This is a genomic window from Aliiruegeria sabulilitoris, assembly GCF_001558155.1.
GTDB lineage: Bacteria > Pseudomonadota > Alphaproteobacteria > Rhodobacterales > Rhodobacteraceae > Tropicimonas > Tropicimonas sabulilitoris.
Genome location: NZ_LOAS01000034.1, coordinates 1 through 15,290, shown reverse-complemented (window position 1 = coordinate 15,290; position 15,290 = coordinate 1). Strand labels below are relative to the sequence as shown.

Below are 15,290 nucleotides of genomic sequence, written 5' to 3'. Positions count from 1 at the left end.
AATCGTGGTGTGAACGGGACCTTTTAGGGAGACGTGGGTCGCAATCAGGGGAGGAGCACTTGGGGTCATTTCGACAGATATTAAGGGGCGTTGGCTACGCGTTCGGGGACGGACGGGTTCGGAGTATTCTCGCGTTCACGCTCGCGCTGGTGCTCTGGGCATCGGTCTTCTACCGCTTCGTCGAGGGGTGGAGTTGGCTCGATTCAATATACTTCTCGGTGATTGCCGTTTCGACGGTCGGGTTCGGAGACATTTCGCCGGATACTGCCGGAGGCAAGATATTCACGATGTTCTACATCGTGATCGGTCTCGGCGTGTTCGTCACCGCGGCGACGACCGTCGCTGACGCAATCCTGTCCCAGTACAAGGCCGACAAGGAACAGGAATAACCGCGGCCTCGTTGTAGGGATGCGTTTCAGCGCAACCGGAAACGAGAAGAGGAAAATCAAACATGCATGCAAGGCATCGTTTTGAAATGAAAAAAACAAAATAAGCGACAGGGGACAATAATGGCCGAAAACACTCAATCCAGCACAGAGTCACAGGATTCGAGAATCGTCGATCTTGCGATCCGCCTGATGTTTCTCGGGTTGTTCATCTACAGCGCCATCGTGATGGTGACACCGCTCGCCAGCATTTTCATCTGGGCAGTCATCCTCTGTGTCGCCGTCTATCCGGTGTTTGACTGGCTCCAGTCGAAGCTGGGCGGCCGCAAGGGCGTTGCATCGACCCTGCTGGTGCTGATCGGCCTCGCCGTCACGCTCGGGCCCATTGCCTCCGCCATCTCCGGAGTGGCCGATCTCGGCTCGGACTTCTCGGAAAGGGCGGCCGCCGGGACGCTCAAGATGCCGCCACCGCCCGAGAAACTGGGCGAGTTCCCCGTCCTCGGTCCGCCGCTGCTGGAAACCTGGTCGATGTTCGAAAAGAACATCGATGGCGCGCTGGCGAAATTCGGACCGCAGATCCTGGATGTCACGCAGGCCCTGTTCGGCAAGATCCTGGGAATCGGCGTCGGGCTTCTCGGCCTCGCGCTCGCCGTTATCGTGATGGGCGCTCTCTTCTCACCCGGCCCCAAGGTTGTCGTCGGTGTGCAGAACTTCGCCAACCGGGTCTTTGCACCGCGTGGCGGCGAGTTCGTGATGATGGCGGGGTCTACGATCAAGAACGTCATGAAAGGCGTCGTCGGCGTGGCCGCCATCCAGGCCCTCGTCGTCTGGGTGTTGCTGAAGCTCTTCGGCATCGGATCGGCAACCACCCTGGCCTTCATCTGCCTCATCCTGTCGATCATCCAGGTCGGGCCGGGTCTCGTCCTTTTGCCGGTGGTTATTTATGCGTGGAGTTCCATGTCGGGCGGCATGGCGCTGGTCTTCACGGTCCTGGCAATTCCCGTGGCCATCATGGACAGCTTCCTTCGTCCGATCTTCATCTCGCAAGGCCTTCAAACGCCGATGCTCGTCATCCTGATCGGCGTGCTGGGCGGGATGATGGCCTATGGCCTGATCGGCGTCTTTATGGGGCCGGTGCTCTTTGCCGTTTTCTACGAGTTGTTCAGTCTGTGGATCAACGACGGCGACATGTCCGACGCGGCTGCATCCGATGACGCACCGATCGCGGGAGAAGCGGAATGAAGCGGACCATCTGGACCACGGTTGCGATCCTTGCGCTGTTCCTGCTCTGGTATATTGCAGCGGACCGCATGACCCCGATCACCGGGAATGCGCGGGTCAAGGCGGTTGCCACTCAGATCGTCCCTCACGTGACTGGTACCGTCACCGAAGTGCTGGTCAAGAATGGTGACGTCGTAACGGCCGGGGACATTCTGGTCCGGATCGACCGCAGGCCTTATGAAATCGACCGGGCGAAGGCAGAGGCAGACCTCGCCTCAGCTACGCAGGACGTCGGGGCGTCATCGGCCGAGGTCAGTGCCGCGCAGGCCACGGTTGCGCGCACACAGGCAGATCTGGACACTCTGCGGCTACAGAGCGAACGCATTTATACGCTTGAAGCGAAGGGGCTGGTTCCGGTTGCCAAGGCAGATGACGCAAGGGGCAAGATCGCCGAAGGAGAGGCGAACCTGGAGAACGCGATTGCTGATCTGGAAAAGGCCAAACAGCGCCTGGGCGAAGAGGGTCAGGAGAATGCCAAGATCCAGCGCGCCCTTGCCGCGCTCGCCGAAGCCGACCTGAACCTTGAATGGACGGAACTCAAGGCACCTGCGGACGGTGTAATTTCCAACCTCCTCATCGCGCCGGGCACCTATGCCCGGGCAGGCAACGATCTCATCACCTTCCTCGATGCGACAGACGTCTGGATCGAAGCCTATTTGACCGAGAACAATATCGGTCTCGCGCAAGTCGGTACGCCGGTTGAGGTCGTTTTGAACATGCATCCCGGTCGAGTTCTAAAGGGCAAGGTCGAAAGCTTCAGCGGCGCGGTGTCCGTGAGCGGTGCGGATGCACCGGGAAAAATTGCGAGCGCGCCGTCGACTACAGGTTTCCTGCGCGAAGCGGAGCGTTTTCCGGTGCGTATCATATTGCCCGGCTATGAGGCCGGCAGCCTGGAAGACGACCTGAGATTCCAATTGAACGGTCAGGCGGACGTCATTCTGTACACAACCGAAAGCAAACTCATGAACTTCGTTGGTCGCATGTATATCCGGGCAGTGGCGTTTCTTTCCTATGCCTACTGACGCGCGGCGCTCAATCCTGCGATTGACCTTCGGCACGGTCGGGGTGTTCGGCCTTGGGTTGCTCCTCGACTGGCCGCTATCCTTTCTGGGCGCGGTGTTCGCTGCGCTTTTCCTGCAAGCGCCCGCAGCTATGCCGATCAAGGTTGCAGCGAAACTTTTCCTTTTCGCCATCCTCCTCATGCTTGCATCGTGGATCGTCTTCTCGCTTCTGGCGCCCTATCCGCTGGTGTTCCTTGGCGCGGTCGCCATTGCAATTGTCCTTTCATTCACATGGTCACTCTCCGGCGCAGGAATCCTGCCGGGCGTATTGGCGCTGATGGCCGCGATGATGATCCCGAATATCATCGTCCAATCGAAAGAGCTGGCGCTTGTCCTCGTGGCCTGGATCCCCGGCAATCTTCTCATCGCGGGCTTTGCCTCGGCTTTGAGCTTCACGCTCTTCCCGGCTGCCCCGAACGTGGCAGGTGGCGGGCAAGAAAGGGCGGCGGCAGACTTCGACCCCGTCCGGAGGCTGGTGCGAATGTCCATGGTGACCGTACCATTCGCAATGGCGTTTTTCCTCTTCGGCTTGTCCGCGCTGCTCGTCCTGTTCTTCGTCGCGCTCCTCAGCCAGCAACTTGCCGCCATACCTGCCGCGGGCAAGAAAGTTGCCATCGGCATGCTGACCGCGAACCTGCTTGGCGCCGGTATTGCCATCGTGTTCTACGAGATCAACGTGATCGCACCCAGTGTCGTGACCTCCATATTGCTGACCACGATCCTGTGCGTCGTGCTCGGGACGCTGAGCAAATCCGACCACCAACTGGCCCCGATGGCCGGATCGGCTCTTACGACCGTTATCATCGTCTATGGCGGCTCCATAGCGCCGTTCTCGGACGAGGCGGATGTCAAGAGCATCGTCCGCGTCGTCCAGATCGGCATTTCGGCCATGATCGTCATCGTTGCCTATACTGTTGTAGACGAGTTTCTGCCCGAAAGGAGTTCTGCAGCCCAATCCAGTTGAACGCGTTTGTCAGTTTCTTCCAGACAGGAACGATTGATGACCTTCACTGACATCACGGAATTGACGTCTCCACGATTGCCAACAAAAGGAGCTGTCAGACGGATTCGAACCAGTCTCAGATTGGAGAGCGGCCCTGCCCTTTATGCCGCGCCGGACTGGCGCCACTCGGCGAGAGCGGCGGCGCGGTTCTTCTTGAAGTTTGCTCTGGAGTAGACGCTGCGCTCTGATTTGAAATGGTTAAATACCGAGGCGTGGACGGCGGCGAACATCTGCAAACTTCGCATCCGCCGGAACCGTTGCATTGCCCGCTCCCTTCGTCGAAATGGTAGCTGCGGATTTTCCACCCGGTTGTTCATCCATTGGCCGGTTTCCTGCAAACCCACCGCACCAATCGCCTTCAAGGCGGCTCCGTAAGATCGATGCAGGTCAGTGACGATGGCGTCGGGCTGACCGTACCGCCGCATCGTTTTCTTGACGAATTTCAATGCCGCCTTCTTGTCCCGTGTCTTCGTCACGAAGCTTTGCAAGCCCTCGCCCTCGTGGTCGACGGCCTGCCACTGTTAGCACCGTTCTCCGTTGATCTTCACGAACATCTCGTCCAGGTGCCACGTCCATTGCGGCCCGGAACGTAGCGCATCACCGCCAGGCGGATGATCTCGCGGCTGGTCCGGAGATACTTGAATGGGTCGTCTTTCGTTATCCCAAGACGCCACGAGACCACCCTGCCCCGCTCAAGCTTCATCGCTTTGACGCAACCACTCAGCCCCCTGTCCCGCCGCAAGCCAAGTTCCCCTGACATCGCCGGTTGTGCGCATGCAGGACCTGTAACAGGGCCGAGCAGTGGAGACCCTTGACGATGTCGAACGTCCTGGAACAAGTTGCGATTGGCCGCGCGCCATGCGGATGGAGGCTTCCTGCAAAGGCGTGGCCTGAACCTCCAAACCCTTCTGAACCGAACTGCGGACCTTGTTGCACAGAACGTCAGATCCGGATGACGGGCCATCCAAACCTGTCGACACCTCCGATCCTGGAATCAAAAAAGCGGCCCAGTGGACCACTGCGCCGCAAGCGATCCGCCGGAAACTGGCCGGCAGACCACGGAGGAAGACTTCTCAGTCGTCGGAGTTCAGGACACCGTCTCCGTTACGATCGCGACGCTCGATAAACCGCTGGAAGTCTTCGTTGAATTCCTCCACTGTCACCTGTCCGTCGCCGTCATCGTCATGCTGCTGGAACCTGTCCACCATCCGCTCGCGCATTGCGTCGAGCCACAGCGCCTCGTATTCGTCGATGCTCAAGGTTCCGTCCTGATCGGCGTCGAAAGTCTTGAGCTGTTCCGCACGTGCTCCAAGGATTTCGTCCTGAGACAAGCTCCCGTCCGCATCCGTGTCATAGGCGTCCAGCATATCGGCCAATCCGCTCACACTGGAGCCCCCGACATGCTTGCTGCCATGCCCCTTTATGCCGTACATCCCGCCATGGCCTTTCATGCCATGGTGGTTGGCCATTCCGTCCATGGCATTACTGTCTGCACTGGCCGTCCCTGCCACGGTGAGCAACGACAGGCCCATCGCCGCGGCGAATGTCCTCTTGATGGCGTTCATCTTACATATCCTTTGATGGGGGGGCTCTCCGGTGAGAGCAGGTCAAGGCTGCGACCCCGTTCATGAACAGGTGGGCAGTGGCACGCGGAGCGTTGCGGTCTCGCCGAACGCTTCGGATGCCGTCCAGGACGCGGTCTGAACCGAAGCAGTTGCGCCACGGAGTTCGCTGTCGGATACGGTGATCCCTCGGCTCCCGCGGGTGTCATCAACGTCTATGGTGAAGGCGACGGACTCACCGGCAGGCAGACCGTCGAGCTGGAGCGTCACGGAACGGTCGCCGTCCAACACCGCCGGAATGGCGCCGACGTAGTTTTCACCAGCCACGATCTCGAACGGCTGGAAGACCTCGACGCCGGCCCCGCTGGCGGTCACGTCGAAGATGACGCCCGATGCGGAGGTCGATAAGTCGATCGTAATGGTCATGTCCTCTAGGCCGCAGGACCCGGAGTTCGTCAGCACGAACCGGTCCTTGGGCGCGCCTTCCAGGAATTCGACCTTCACGTCGGCCACGACCGGGGAGCAAAACAATGTGGCGACGGCCACTGCAACGAGATTTCTAATGGAGTTCAAAACGTTATTCCTGGGTTCTGAGAAGCGGAAGGAGGCCGTGTTCGGGATGCGCACCGCCCCTGAGGGAAAGCGGGGACGGTGCGCCAGAGCAATGCGCCCCTTACTTGGGAAGGATTACCGCATCGATGACGTGGATCACGCCATTGGAGGCCTCGATGTCGGCGGTCACAACGTTGGCGCCGTTCACCGACACGCCACCGTCGGTCATGATCGTCACGTCGCTGCCCTGCACCGTCGTTGCCATCATGTTGTTGCTGAGGTCTGTGCTCATCACCTTGCCGGGGACGACGTGGTAGGTGAGGATAGAGGTTAGTTGGTCCTTGTTCTCGGGCTTGAGAAGCTCTTCGACCGTGCCTTCCGGCAGGGCAGCGAAGGCGTCGTCGGTGGGCGCAAACACGGTGAACGGGCCTTCGCCCTTCAGGGTGTCGACAAGACCGGCGGCTTGAACGGCTGCGACGAGCGTTCCGAACGAACCGGCTCCAACGGCTGTGTCGACGATGTCCTTGGAGTGGCCGTCTGCGAAGGCGGTGGTGGCGGCAAACAAGCTGGCGGCAGCGGTGGCGGCGACAAAGGTTCTGCGAAGCATGGTATCTCCATTCATGTGAGCCCGCGTCGTGCGGAATGATAGGGATACGGCAGGCGTCGCCACTCGGATCAATGTAAAATCGATTTTTCATTTCGCCCACCCGAACACGCGGGAAAGCCGGGCTGCCAACTCGTCCGCCCGCCGTCGGGCGCTCTACTCCAATCTCAGCCCATCAAGCTGCGCCCGAACGGACGCGCCGATGTCGTCGCTGTCCGAGGAAATGGCGAGGCCCACGAGGACAGTCTTCTCCTCACCCAAGGCGCATTTGAAATCTGATTTGATTCAACGGTTTCCTGAAAGTATCCGGTGCCGGCAGGGCGTCGTATGATCGTCTGTTTACGGGCCTTCAGATAGGGCGAAAGAAGTATCTCGCTCCTCCCGTGATTGCCGCCCCAGACGTCCATGATCACGCGTGCATCCGATGCCCGGAGCATCTTGCGGACGTTGGCATTCCGGTTTGCTTCGGCGCGCTCGGGCGGCATGAACACGAAATAGAGAGCAAGGTTTCGGTCGTCTCCCCCCTTTCATGCGCGCGGCGTTCCGAGCACGCTTTCACGGACCGACCAGTTCCACGATGCCCTGGTCGCGGCACCATCGGACATCGGGAGACGTGTCCACATCAGGCCCCAATTGGGCGCCAGCCCTTCGATCCCGATGAGATGGCTGGGCGCGAACAGGTTTCCTCCCTGCCACACGTAAGCGTCGTTCAGACCGGGTTCTGGGCACCCACGTAGTAGAGCAGCTTGCCTTCGTCATCGAAGAGCGGACGGATTCGAAGGCGGTTCATGAACGGCTCGCCGGTCTTGCGATAATTGAGGATATCGATGGTGAAGGTGGTCCGGGCCTTCAGCGCGGCGCGGATGGCCTCGATGGCGTTCGGATCCGTGTCCGGCCCCTGCAGGAACCGGCAATTCAACCCCAGAACCTCTTCGGGCGCGTAACCTGTCTGGTCCTCGAACTCCTCGCTGATATAGATCATCGGGTTGTCGGGCAGCGCCGGATTGGTGATGACCACGCTCATCTCCCGCTCGTCGGAGTCCAGTATGGCAATCAGGTCGTCTTCACTTGGAACGGGGTCGGACACTGACATCTCCTGCGGCAAGGGAAAGAACACGATTGGCTGCATCTTACCGCTCCGAGGCGCTTCGGCAATAGACGGATCTGCGGGACTCGAAAATCGTTCGGTCCACAGAGGTTTACCAATGCTCGGTCCCGGGGGCGCCCTTGGGAATTCCAGTGAGGTTTGGCGTGACCCAGCCGCCGTAGAATGCACCGGGCTGTGGGGTGGCCCGTTCCCCGTCCACGAAGCATCCGTCCATCGCGTTGGCATAGAACGCCAGGTAACCCGACAGAGCCTTGAAACGTCGCGTCGGGCGAGTGTAGCACCAGGCGGCACGCGGAGCGGTTTCGCGGCCTGCGATCACGTCGAAGTAACGCGCAGCACCCTTCCACTCGCAGACGCTGCGACCGCTGGCCTCCCGCAGGTCGGCAAGAACGTCGCCGGGAGGGAGGTAGTATGTGGGCGCGTGGTGGGTCTCCAGGACCCTGAGGGCGCCCGACGTGTCAGCCACGATCTCGTCGCCCAGGATGATCCGGATCGGATAGGGCACCGGTTCGAGGCGCGGAGGCCTCGGATAGTCCTGCACGTTCTCGGGGGGAAGTGTCATCGCAAACCTCAAATGAAACGGGACAGGACCCACGCTGCTATCCCGATGTGGCCGATCGTTATGCCGACGGACAGGGTATGAAGGGCCTTGAATCGTCGCGTGCGCCCGGTGTCGGTGGCCAGGTTGATCGCTGGCATAAGGACCTGGCGAGTGGGGATCACGGTGGCGGCGACTAGTCCCATCAGTGCGGCGCCTGTCATGTCGTTCGACAGGAGGCACAAGGCCGCGACGACCGAGGCCACGAGGACAAACAGGTAGAAATGGGGAAAGGCCCGGCGCAGCAACGGACCGGCCTGCATGGCGGGAAGCGACGAAAAGAGGAACGCGGCGAACCCGAAGGAATACAGGACCATGCCGCCGAAGAGCAGGGCCGTCGCGAGGAGCGCGAGCAAGGTCATCGCGTGATCCATCTTGTGGCGCGTGACAAGGTCGGACGAACCGGCAGAAACAGGCGGTACCCGGCGTCGAGCACGGCGGTGACAGGACGCCGGCGCGCCAGGCGTCCCGCGACACGCCATCCGGGCAGAGCCTCCCAGATCGCTGCGAACGCGGCGGCGCCTGATAGCAGGGATCCATCCGACCGGCGTACGTGGAAGCGGCGCATCGCGGCATCGCGTTCGAGATCCGGTCCGGTGTCAGCGGTCTCGGCGGACACATCCACCAAGTGCAGCGCATCGCTTCCCCTTCGAGACGCATAGAAGTTGATCTCTGCCGTGCAGAGCGGGCAGGAACCGTCGAAATAGACAGTCAGGCAATCGCCGGATTCGCCGGGGTCTGCCGTGGCGGTCAGTGCAGGATCGGATCTTGGCATGTCGCGGCGAACCTTTTGGCTGCGTCTGAATCGTCAAATAGGTCGCACCTGCGCAATGTCTCGTGCGAAATCCTTGATTGATGCGGGGGATCGGTTGGACAGGCGGCGCAAACGCACCAGATATCGCGCCATGAGTTTTCAAACGGATCTCTTCGCAAGCGTTCAAGGAAACCGCCAGTCCGGGTTACACCTACTGGACGCGTTCCGGCCGCGCATGGGCAAGCGCTACGCCGCGCAACGCAATATGGATGCCGGCCCGGGAAACCACCGGGCCGTGAGCCGTCTGTCGCCCTTTATCCGCCGTAGACTCGTGACGGAGCAGGAAACCGTGATCGCGGCGGTCCGCGCGCACGGTCCGGAGGAAGCCTCGAAGTTCATCGAGGAGGTGTTCTGGCGGAGTTATTTCAAGGGATGGCTGGAACGTAGACCCTCCGTTTGGGCTGCCTACTGCACGGGTCTGGAACAGGATCTTGCGCAATCACGAAGTGACGAGCGGCGATGGGCCAGCGTCGAGGCCGCCGAAACCGGCGCCACCGGGATCGCGTGTTTCGATTTCTGGGCGCAGGAACTTGTGGAAACGGGATACCTGCACAACCACGCCCGCATGTGGTTCGCTTCGATCTGGATCTTCACATTGCGGCTCCCATGGCGCATCGGCGCCGATTTCTTCCTGCGCCATCTGATCGATGGCGATCCGGCCGCGAACACGCTCGGGTGGAGGTGGGTTGCCGGTCTGCACACGCGGGGCAAGGCGTATGAAGCCAAGGCGTGGAACATCGAGAAGTTCAGCGGCGGCCGGTTCACGCCCACGGTGTCCGAACTGTCCTCCAATGTGGTTTCGCTGGTCGCCGAGGAACCCGGCGGTCTCCCTCGGCCCGGGCCCTTGCGGCCGGTTCGCACTGCGACTCCGGGAACGCCCACGGCTCTGCTGATCACCGAGGAGGATTGTCGGCCGGAGGAGTTCGACCTGTCGACCTTTGACATCCGGGCCTGCGCGACCCTCGCCGGAAGCCCACTGCGATCCTCCCGTCCGGTCAGCAGGGCCGTCGCGGAGTTCGAACGCACCGCTCTTGAGGATGCGGCAGCCCGTGTGGGCCGGCCTGCCGACGCGCTTGACGCCGCAAACGGGGCGGACCTCGCAGGTTGGGCCGTCTCCAATGGGGTCAAACAGGTCGTGACTCCCTACATCCCGGAAGGTCCATTGCGTGACTGGCTACGCCCGCATCTCGCCGCACTGGATGCGAACGACATCGCGTTCTGCGAGTTGCGCCGAGATTGGGACAGCGCAGTCTGGCCATACGCGACAGCGAGTTTCTTCAAAGTGAAAGACCGCATTCCCGAGATCCTCGAATCCACCGGAGTATCGAAATGACTCAGATCGGAACGGCAATCATCGGCGCCGGGCTGGCCGGGCTGGCCTGTGCCACCGCGCTGCGTGAGTCGGGGCAGTCTACCGTGGTGTTTGACAAGTCTCGCGGCGTCGGGGGGCGGCTTTCGACGCGCCGGGCAGAGGGCCATCTCCGGTTCGATCACGGAGCCCAGTTCGTGACCGCGCGCACCCACGGCTTCGCAGCGTTGCTGCGCGAGGCCGAGGCGGCCGGGCAAGCGGCGGCGTGGAAGGACAGCGGCGATGCAGAGCGGATCGTCGGTGTTCCGGGCATGAACGCGATTGCGAAGCACATGGCCACCGGGCTCGACATCCGACTAGGTGTGACAGTTACGGCGGTGGAGCGAACCCCTATCGGTTGGCGCATCGACACGGATCGGGGAACGTGGACCTGCGAGAGACTTGTCGTTGCGGTGCCGGCACCGCAAGCAAAAGTGTTGCTGGCGGAGGAAAAGCCGTTGGTGCAGGAAATTGCTGCGGTGCGAATGGCGCCTTGCCTGGCCCTGATGGCGGCGTTCGAAGAGGACGTGCCAGTGCCGTTTCGTACACGACGCGACCCTCAGGACGACCTCGACTGGATCGCGTTGAACAGTTCCAAGCCGGGCCGTGATGGGGCGCAAACATGGGTGGCCCATGCTGCGCCCGACTGGAGCCGCAAAAAACTGGAAGAAACACCGGAGGAAATCGCGGCGCTCATGCTGCCGATGTTGTGTGACAGGCTGGGCATTCACCCCACGTCCGCCCGCCACGTCGCCGCGCATCGTTGGCGGTTTGCGCGGGTGACGACCGCGCTCGGAGCGCCTTTTTTACGGGACGGCTCGGGGAAACTCTACGCGGGTGGCGACTGGTGCCTCGGGGCGCGCGCGGAGAACGCCTGGGAGAGCGGAGACGCCATTGCGCGCGACATCCTCGGGCTGGCGTGATGTAGGCGCTACCGGGTGCCTTGCTGGAAATCAGACGATCCCCCCGGCGTCCAGCCGTGAGAGAAAAGCTTCGGCTTCGTTGAGGATGTCCGCACGGCGGCGCTCGTCCATCCGGTCCCATGTCCGATACATCTGACCCATCCTCGGATTGATCGCGAACCACTCGCGATGGAGGTTCATGCAGTGCCCGTAGAGGAGGTTGAACGGACATCGGTCACGTCCAGCCCATCCTTCGCGCGTGACAATCCGGTCACTTCCGCGCAGCGACTGGCAAGCGCGGTCGCGATGACGATAGCGATGGTGATGGCGGCACCAACCCCACCCGATGCCCCGATGACAATCGCTCTTTGCATGTGGTACTCCTTTCGGTTCCGGGCCAGCACATGGCGCCATCGTACGGAAGGAAACGTACGCGGGACGTTTCGGGCGACTGGTCAGGCCCGGGGACAGCTCTATCCTTTTAGACATGAGCAAGAACCAGCAAGGAAACACCCGGATTGGCGTTCAGGTCATGTGGTTCAAACGCGACCTGCGCGTTGACGACAATGCCGCGCTTGTCGCGGCGGCGGCTCGCGGTCCGGTTCTGCCACTCTACGTCGTCGAGCCGGGCTACTGGGACCTGCCCGAAGCGTCGGCGCGGCATTGGGCGTTCCTCTCCGAGAGCCTGCGCGGGCTGTCGGAGGACCTCGCGCGCCGCGGTCAGTCTCTCATCCTGCGCAAGGGAGATGTCATAGATGTGCTGGCCGACCTTCACGCGCGCCACGGGATCGCCGGGTTGCACTCTCACGAGGAAACGGGGGGTGACTGGACCTTCGGGCGGGATCGACGCGTAGCGGGGTTTTGTCGCGCCGAGGGGATCGCCTGGCAGGAACATCGCCAACACGGGGTGGAGCGTGGGCCGTCCACGCGAGAGGGGTGGGCAGGACGGTGGGACGCGATGATGCGCCAGCCCTGTTCCCAGCCGCCGGACCTTCAGCCGCTGGAAGGCATCGCGCCCGGCTACCTGCCGACGGCTGCGGAGATGGGCCTTGCCGCGGACCCCTGTCCGCAACGACAGTCGGGCGGGCGGCAGGCCGGTCTCCGGCTCCTGTCGAGCTTTCTGGAGGAACGCGGCGCGGGCTATCGACACGACATGTCCAGTCCATTGAGCGGCGCACGGGCCTGTTCCCGCCTGTCGCCCCACTTGGCCCACGGCACGCTCTCGGTCCGGGAGGTCACGCAGGCGACGTGGGCGCGACAGGCGGAACTGCGGGACAAGGGCCGTGCGGCGGCCGGATGGCGGCAATCCATGCAGTCCTTCTCGGGCCGGCTGCACTGGCATTGCCATTTCATCCAGAAGCTGGAGGACCGGCCGAGAATCGAAACGCGGAACCTGCATCGCGCCTATGACGACCTGCGCCCGCGCGTTCCTGACCGGCTCCGCCTGGAGGCATGGTGCAACGGGGAGACGGGACTGCCGTTCGTGGACGCCTGCATGCGATCCCTTGCGGCCACGGGATGGCTCAACTTCCGCATGCGGGCGATGCTGATGTCGGTTGCGAGCTATCACCTGTGGCTCGACTGGCGGGCGCCGGGGCTTCACCTCGCCCGCAGTTTCACGGATTTCGAACCGGGCATTCACTGGCCGCAGGTACAGATGCAGTCGGGCACGACCGGGATCAACACGCCCCGGATCTACAACCCGGTCAAGCAGGGCAAGGATCAGGATCCGGAGGGGGAATTCGTGCGGCGCTGGCTACCGGAGCTGGACGAGATTCCGGACAGGCACTTGCAAGCCCCCTGGCTGGCAGAGAATGCCGGCACCGTGCTCGGCCGTCAGTATCCCTTTCCGGTTGTGGATCACCTCTTGGCAGCGCGCGAGGCTCGCCAGAAGATCTGGGCCGTGCGCAAGCGGCCCGGGTTCCGCGATGAGGCCGCTGAGATAGTCGCGCAGCACGCCAGTCGGCGAAAGCCGCGTCGCAGGGCGCGTGTGCCCTCCGCGCAACTGTCACTCCCGCTTGAACGACCGAGGGCGGGATGATGTCGACGCGCCCCTTGCCCGAGAAACCCTGTGTCCAGTGTGGTCGCCCGTTTTCGTGGCGCAAGAAGTGGCAACGCGACTGGGAGGCTGTCCGGTACTGTTCCGCGAGATGTCGTGGGGAGGCGCGAACGGCACGACACGGAACGCGGAAGGGTGCCATAAACGCCGCGCGGGGGATGGGTGAGACATGACAGCGGTTCGAAACCTGACCCGAAAGGTCCCGGCCGGGCGCATCTCGCGGTTGCATCGCCTCGGGGCCCTGGCGACCGGTATTGCCGGACGGCTCGCTGTCGATGGCGTGCGCAAGTTGTCCCGAGGCGAGTCCCCCGAACTCCGGAGCCTGTTGCTCACGCCCACCAATGCGCGGCGGATCGCGGAAGACCTCGCGCACATGCGCGGCGCGGCGATGAAGATGGGACAGTTGTTGTCGATGGAGGCGGGCGATGTGCTGCCGCCGGAAATGGCACGAATCCTTGCCCGCCTGCGGGATGCGGCCGACCCGATGCCGCTGCGGCATCTCAAGGGTGTGCTGCGCGAGGCCTGGGGCGACGGCTGGCGGCGTGAGTTCCAGAGCTTCGATACCCGCCCCATCGCCGCGGCCTCCATCGGGCAGGTGCATCGGGCCCGGCTGCGGGATGGGCGCGAGCTGGCCATCAAGGTCCAGTATCCCGGCATTGCCGAGAGCATCGACAGCGATGTGGCCAATCTCGGTTCGCTTTTGCGGCTGTCGGGCTTGTTGCCGCGGGACTTCGACCTTGCGCCCTATCTGGCGGCGGCGCGGGCACAGTTGCGTGACGAAGCCAATTACGAGCAGGAAGCCCGGGCGATGGCCTCTTATGCCGCCATGATGGGGGGAACCGAGGGGTTCGTGCTGCCCGATGTGCTGCCGGAGTGGTCGACCAGGTCCGTGCTCAGCATGACCTACCTGCCATCGCGCCCCATCGAAAGCTTGGAACAGGCGCCCCAGGCCGAGCGTGACCTGGCTATGCAACGCTTGCTGGCGCTGTTTCTCGACGAGGTTTTCACCCACCGGACAGTTCAGACGGACCCGAACTTCGCCAACTACCGGCATTGCCCGCGGACCGGCCGGATTGTCCTGCTCGACTTCGGCGCGGTGCGAGAGTTCGATCCGGCCTTCACCGAAGCGATACGCGATCTTCTTGCAGCCGGGCTGGCGGGAGACCGGTCGGCGTTGGAAGCAAGCGTCGAAGCTCTTGGCCTGGTGTCTCCCGGGTCGTCGCCCGCCTTTCGGGCGGCACTTCTTGACTTGGCGGCCTTGGTTTTTGACGCGTTGCGCCTCGAAACCTTCGACTTCGGGACCTCTGATCTCCTGGCCCTGCTGCGGGACGCCGGTCAGAGGCTGGCAGAGGCACAGGCCGCCCCCCCGGAGGTGCCGATCGACCTCCTCTACCTCCAACGCAAGGCGGGGGGCGTGTTCCTTCTTGGGACACGGTTGCGCGCAAGGGTCGGGATCAGCGCATTGCTCTCGCAACATCTTTCGCGTTCCGGGTGACCTGACTCCAGTCTCGATGCGTGACAAGGAAGCTGTCAGACGGATTCGAACCAGTCTCAGGTTGGAGAGCGGCCCTGCCGGAGCTGTCAGACAGATTCAAACTGGTCTCAGGTCGGACAGTAGCCCTGCCCCTTATGCCGCGCCAAGTTGGCGCCACTCGGCGAGAGCGGTTTCACGGTTGAGTTTGAAATTCTGTCGTGAGTAGAGGTGGCGTTCTTGGTTGAAATGGTTGTGGACGGAGGCGTGGACGGAAACGAACATCTGCAAACTTCGCATCCGCCGGAAGCGCTGCATTGCCTGCTCTCGTCGTCGAAACGGCAGGTGCGAATTCTCCGCCCTGTTGTTGAGCCAGCGACCAGTTTCCTGCAGGTTTGCCGCGCCGATCTCCCTCAAGGCCGCGCCATAGGACCGAAGCAAGTCGGTGACTATGGACGCAGGCCGACCGTAACGCCGCATTGTTTTCTTGAAAAATTTCAATGCGGCTTTCTTGTCCCGCGCCTTCGTGACGAAGCTTTCC

Annotated in this window: 18 protein-coding genes and 1 pseudogene; 9 read left to right on the top strand and 10 right to left on the bottom strand. The window is 62.4% G+C overall.

The window, feature by feature from the left end; genetic code table 11:
- Positions 1-59 precede the first annotated feature (59 nt).
- The 4 genes from AX756_RS21845 to AX756_RS21830 all read left to right on the top strand — a co-directional run bounded on the left by AX756_RS21845 (position 60) and on the right by AX756_RS21830 (position 3,692).
- On the top strand, positions 60-389 hold the full coding sequence (locus AX756_RS21845; protein ID WP_082739273.1) for a potassium channel family protein: 330 nt from the start codon (positions 60-62) through the stop codon (positions 387-389).
- A 120-nt stretch (positions 390-509) separates the two neighbouring features.
- Entirely contained in the window at positions 510-1,628 is a 1,119-nt protein-coding gene (locus AX756_RS21840) for an AI-2E family transporter (RefSeq protein ID WP_068317116.1), read from the top strand.
- A gap of 68 nt (positions 1,629-1,696) precedes the next feature.
- Positions 1,697-2,689, top strand: a complete 993-nt coding sequence (locus tag AX756_RS21835; RefSeq protein ID WP_163886873.1) for an HlyD family secretion protein — start codon at positions 1,697-1,699, stop codon at positions 2,687-2,689.
- Positions 2,679-3,692 (top strand): DUF2955 domain-containing protein, encoded by a 1,014-nt coding sequence (locus AX756_RS21830; protein WP_082739272.1) that lies wholly within the window; start codon positions 2,679-2,681, stop codon positions 3,690-3,692. The genes AX756_RS21835 and AX756_RS21830 overlap by 11 nt, the downstream gene beginning before the upstream one ends.
- Before the next feature lie 140 nt (positions 3,693-3,832).
- Here AX756_RS21830 and AX756_RS21825 read toward each other — a convergent pair.
- From AX756_RS21825 to AX756_RS21790, 8 genes and pseudogenes are all read right to left on the bottom strand, one after another.
- Positions 3,833-4,392, bottom strand: a pseudogene (locus tag AX756_RS21825) (IS6 family transposase).
- Between the two features lie 412 nt (positions 4,393-4,804).
- A complete protein-coding gene (locus AX756_RS21820) occupies positions 4,805-5,296 on the bottom strand; it encodes an EF-hand domain-containing protein (protein ID WP_068317105.1) in 492 nt (163 codons plus the stop codon).
- 60 nt (positions 5,297-5,356) lie between these two features.
- Positions 5,357-5,866 (bottom strand): aggregation factor core, encoded by a 510-nt coding sequence (locus AX756_RS21815; RefSeq protein ID WP_231701136.1) that lies wholly within the window; start codon positions 5,864-5,866, stop codon positions 5,357-5,359.
- 100 nt (positions 5,867-5,966) lie between these two features.
- A complete protein-coding gene (locus AX756_RS21810) occupies positions 5,967-6,452 on the bottom strand; it encodes a fasciclin domain-containing protein (RefSeq protein ID WP_068317102.1) in 486 nt (161 codons plus the stop codon).
- Positions 6,453-7,158: 706 nt separating this feature from the next.
- A complete protein-coding gene (locus AX756_RS21805; RefSeq protein ID WP_231701135.1) occupies positions 7,159-7,536 on the bottom strand; it encodes a PAS domain-containing protein in 378 nt (125 codons plus the stop codon).
- Positions 7,537-7,648: 112 nt separating this feature from the next.
- Entirely contained in the window at positions 7,649-8,119 is a 471-nt protein-coding gene (locus tag AX756_RS21800) for a DUF427 domain-containing protein (protein ID WP_068317099.1), read from the bottom strand.
- Positions 8,120-8,127: 8 nt separating this feature from the next.
- The gene (locus AX756_RS21795) at positions 8,128-8,517 is read right to left on the bottom strand and encodes a DUF4149 domain-containing protein (protein ID WP_068317096.1); all 390 of its coding nucleotides are present in this window, start codon (positions 8,515-8,517) and stop codon (positions 8,128-8,130) included.
- Positions 8,514-8,930, bottom strand: coding sequence for a thiol-disulfide oxidoreductase DCC family protein (locus AX756_RS21790; RefSeq protein WP_068317093.1), 417 nt, complete (start codon positions 8,928-8,930; stop codon positions 8,514-8,516). Before AX756_RS21790 ends, AX756_RS21795 begins: the two co-directional genes overlap by 4 nt.
- 130 nt (positions 8,931-9,060) lie before the next feature.
- On the opposite strand from AX756_RS21790, the gene AX756_RS21785 reads away from it, so the two are divergent.
- Both AX756_RS21785 and AX756_RS21780 read left to right on the top strand, forming a co-directional pair.
- Positions 9,061-10,302, top strand: coding sequence for an FAD-binding domain-containing protein (locus AX756_RS21785; protein ID WP_068317090.1), 1,242 nt, complete (start codon positions 9,061-9,063; stop codon positions 10,300-10,302).
- A complete protein-coding gene (locus tag AX756_RS21780; RefSeq protein WP_068317087.1) occupies positions 10,299-11,240 on the top strand; it encodes an NAD(P)/FAD-dependent oxidoreductase in 942 nt (313 codons plus the stop codon). Before AX756_RS21785 ends, AX756_RS21780 begins: the two co-directional genes overlap by 4 nt.
- A 176-nt stretch (positions 11,241-11,416) precedes the next feature.
- Here AX756_RS21780 and AX756_RS25820 read toward each other — a convergent pair whose 3' ends face one another.
- Entirely contained in the window at positions 11,417-11,593 is a 177-nt protein-coding gene (locus AX756_RS25820; protein WP_156461611.1) for a hypothetical protein, read from the bottom strand.
- 158 nt (positions 11,594-11,751) lie between these two features.
- Here AX756_RS25820 and AX756_RS21775 point away from each other — a divergent pair, with 158 nt between their 5' ends.
- Genes AX756_RS21775 through AX756_RS21770 form a run of 3 tightly spaced genes read left to right on the top strand, consistent with a single transcriptional unit; the run spans position 11,752 to position 14,773 of the window.
- Entirely contained in the window at positions 11,752-13,260 is a 1,509-nt protein-coding gene (locus AX756_RS21775; protein WP_321186395.1) for an FAD-binding domain-containing protein, read from the top strand.
- Positions 13,257-13,451: a DUF2256 domain-containing protein gene (locus tag AX756_RS25235; protein ID WP_082739270.1), complete on the top strand. Its 195-nt coding sequence runs from the start codon at positions 13,257-13,259 to the stop codon at positions 13,449-13,451. The genes AX756_RS21775 and AX756_RS25235 overlap by 4 nt, the downstream gene beginning before the upstream one ends.
- The gene (locus tag AX756_RS21770; RefSeq protein WP_156461610.1) at positions 13,448-14,773 is read left to right on the top strand and encodes an ABC1 kinase family protein; all 1,326 of its coding nucleotides are present in this window, start codon (positions 13,448-13,450) and stop codon (positions 14,771-14,773) included. Before AX756_RS25235 ends, AX756_RS21770 begins: the two co-directional genes overlap by 4 nt.
- A gap of 132 nt (positions 14,774-14,905) precedes the next feature.
- On the opposite strand, the gene AX756_RS21765 is transcribed toward AX756_RS21770, so the two are convergent.
- Positions 14,906-15,290: DDE-type integrase/transposase/recombinase (locus AX756_RS21765; RefSeq protein ID WP_068317084.1), on the bottom strand; the 385-nt coding region annotated here is incomplete at its 5' end.

Excerpts from the sequence above, each read along its gene's own strand:
- AX756_RS21840 (WP_068317116.1), top strand. The coding sequence starts at position 510 with ATGGCCGAAAACACTCAATCCAGCACAGAGTCACAGGATTCGAGAATC.
- AX756_RS21835 (WP_163886873.1), top strand. The coding sequence starts at position 1,697 with ATGACCCCGATCACCGGGAATGCGCGGGTCAAGGCGGTTGCCACTCAG.
- AX756_RS21830 (WP_082739272.1), top strand. The coding sequence starts at position 2,679 with ATGCCTACTGACGCGCGGCGCTCAATCCTGCGATTGACCTTCGGCACG.
- AX756_RS21820 (WP_068317105.1), bottom strand. The coding sequence starts at position 5,296 with ATGAACGCCATCAAGAGGACATTCGCCGCGGCGATGGGCCTGTCGTTG.
- AX756_RS21810 (WP_068317102.1), bottom strand. The coding sequence starts at position 6,452 with ATGCTTCGCAGAACCTTTGTCGCCGCCACCGCTGCCGCCAGCTTGTTT.
- AX756_RS21800 (WP_068317099.1), bottom strand. The coding sequence starts at position 8,119 with ATGACACTTCCCCCCGAGAACGTGCAGGACTATCCGAGGCCTCCGCGC.
- AX756_RS21795 (WP_068317096.1), bottom strand. The coding sequence starts at position 8,517 with ATGACCTTGCTCGCGCTCCTCGCGACGGCCCTGCTCTTCGGCGGCATG.
- AX756_RS21790 (WP_068317093.1), bottom strand. The coding sequence starts at position 8,930 with ATGCCAAGATCCGATCCTGCACTGACCGCCACGGCAGACCCCGGCGAA.
- AX756_RS21785 (WP_068317090.1), top strand. The coding sequence starts at position 9,061 with ATGAGTTTTCAAACGGATCTCTTCGCAAGCGTTCAAGGAAACCGCCAG.
- AX756_RS21780 (WP_068317087.1), top strand. The coding sequence starts at position 10,299 with ATGACTCAGATCGGAACGGCAATCATCGGCGCCGGGCTGGCCGGGCTG.
- AX756_RS25820 (WP_156461611.1), bottom strand. The coding sequence starts at position 11,593 with ATGCAAAGAGCGATTGTCATCGGGGCATCGGGTGGGGTTGGTGCCGCC.
- AX756_RS21775 (WP_321186395.1), top strand. The coding sequence starts at position 11,752 with ATGTGGTTCAAACGCGACCTGCGCGTTGACGACAATGCCGCGCTTGTC.
- AX756_RS25235 (WP_082739270.1), top strand. The coding sequence starts at position 13,257 with ATGATGTCGACGCGCCCCTTGCCCGAGAAACCCTGTGTCCAGTGTGGT.
- AX756_RS21770 (WP_156461610.1), top strand. The coding sequence starts at position 13,448 with ATGACAGCGGTTCGAAACCTGACCCGAAAGGTCCCGGCCGGGCGCATC.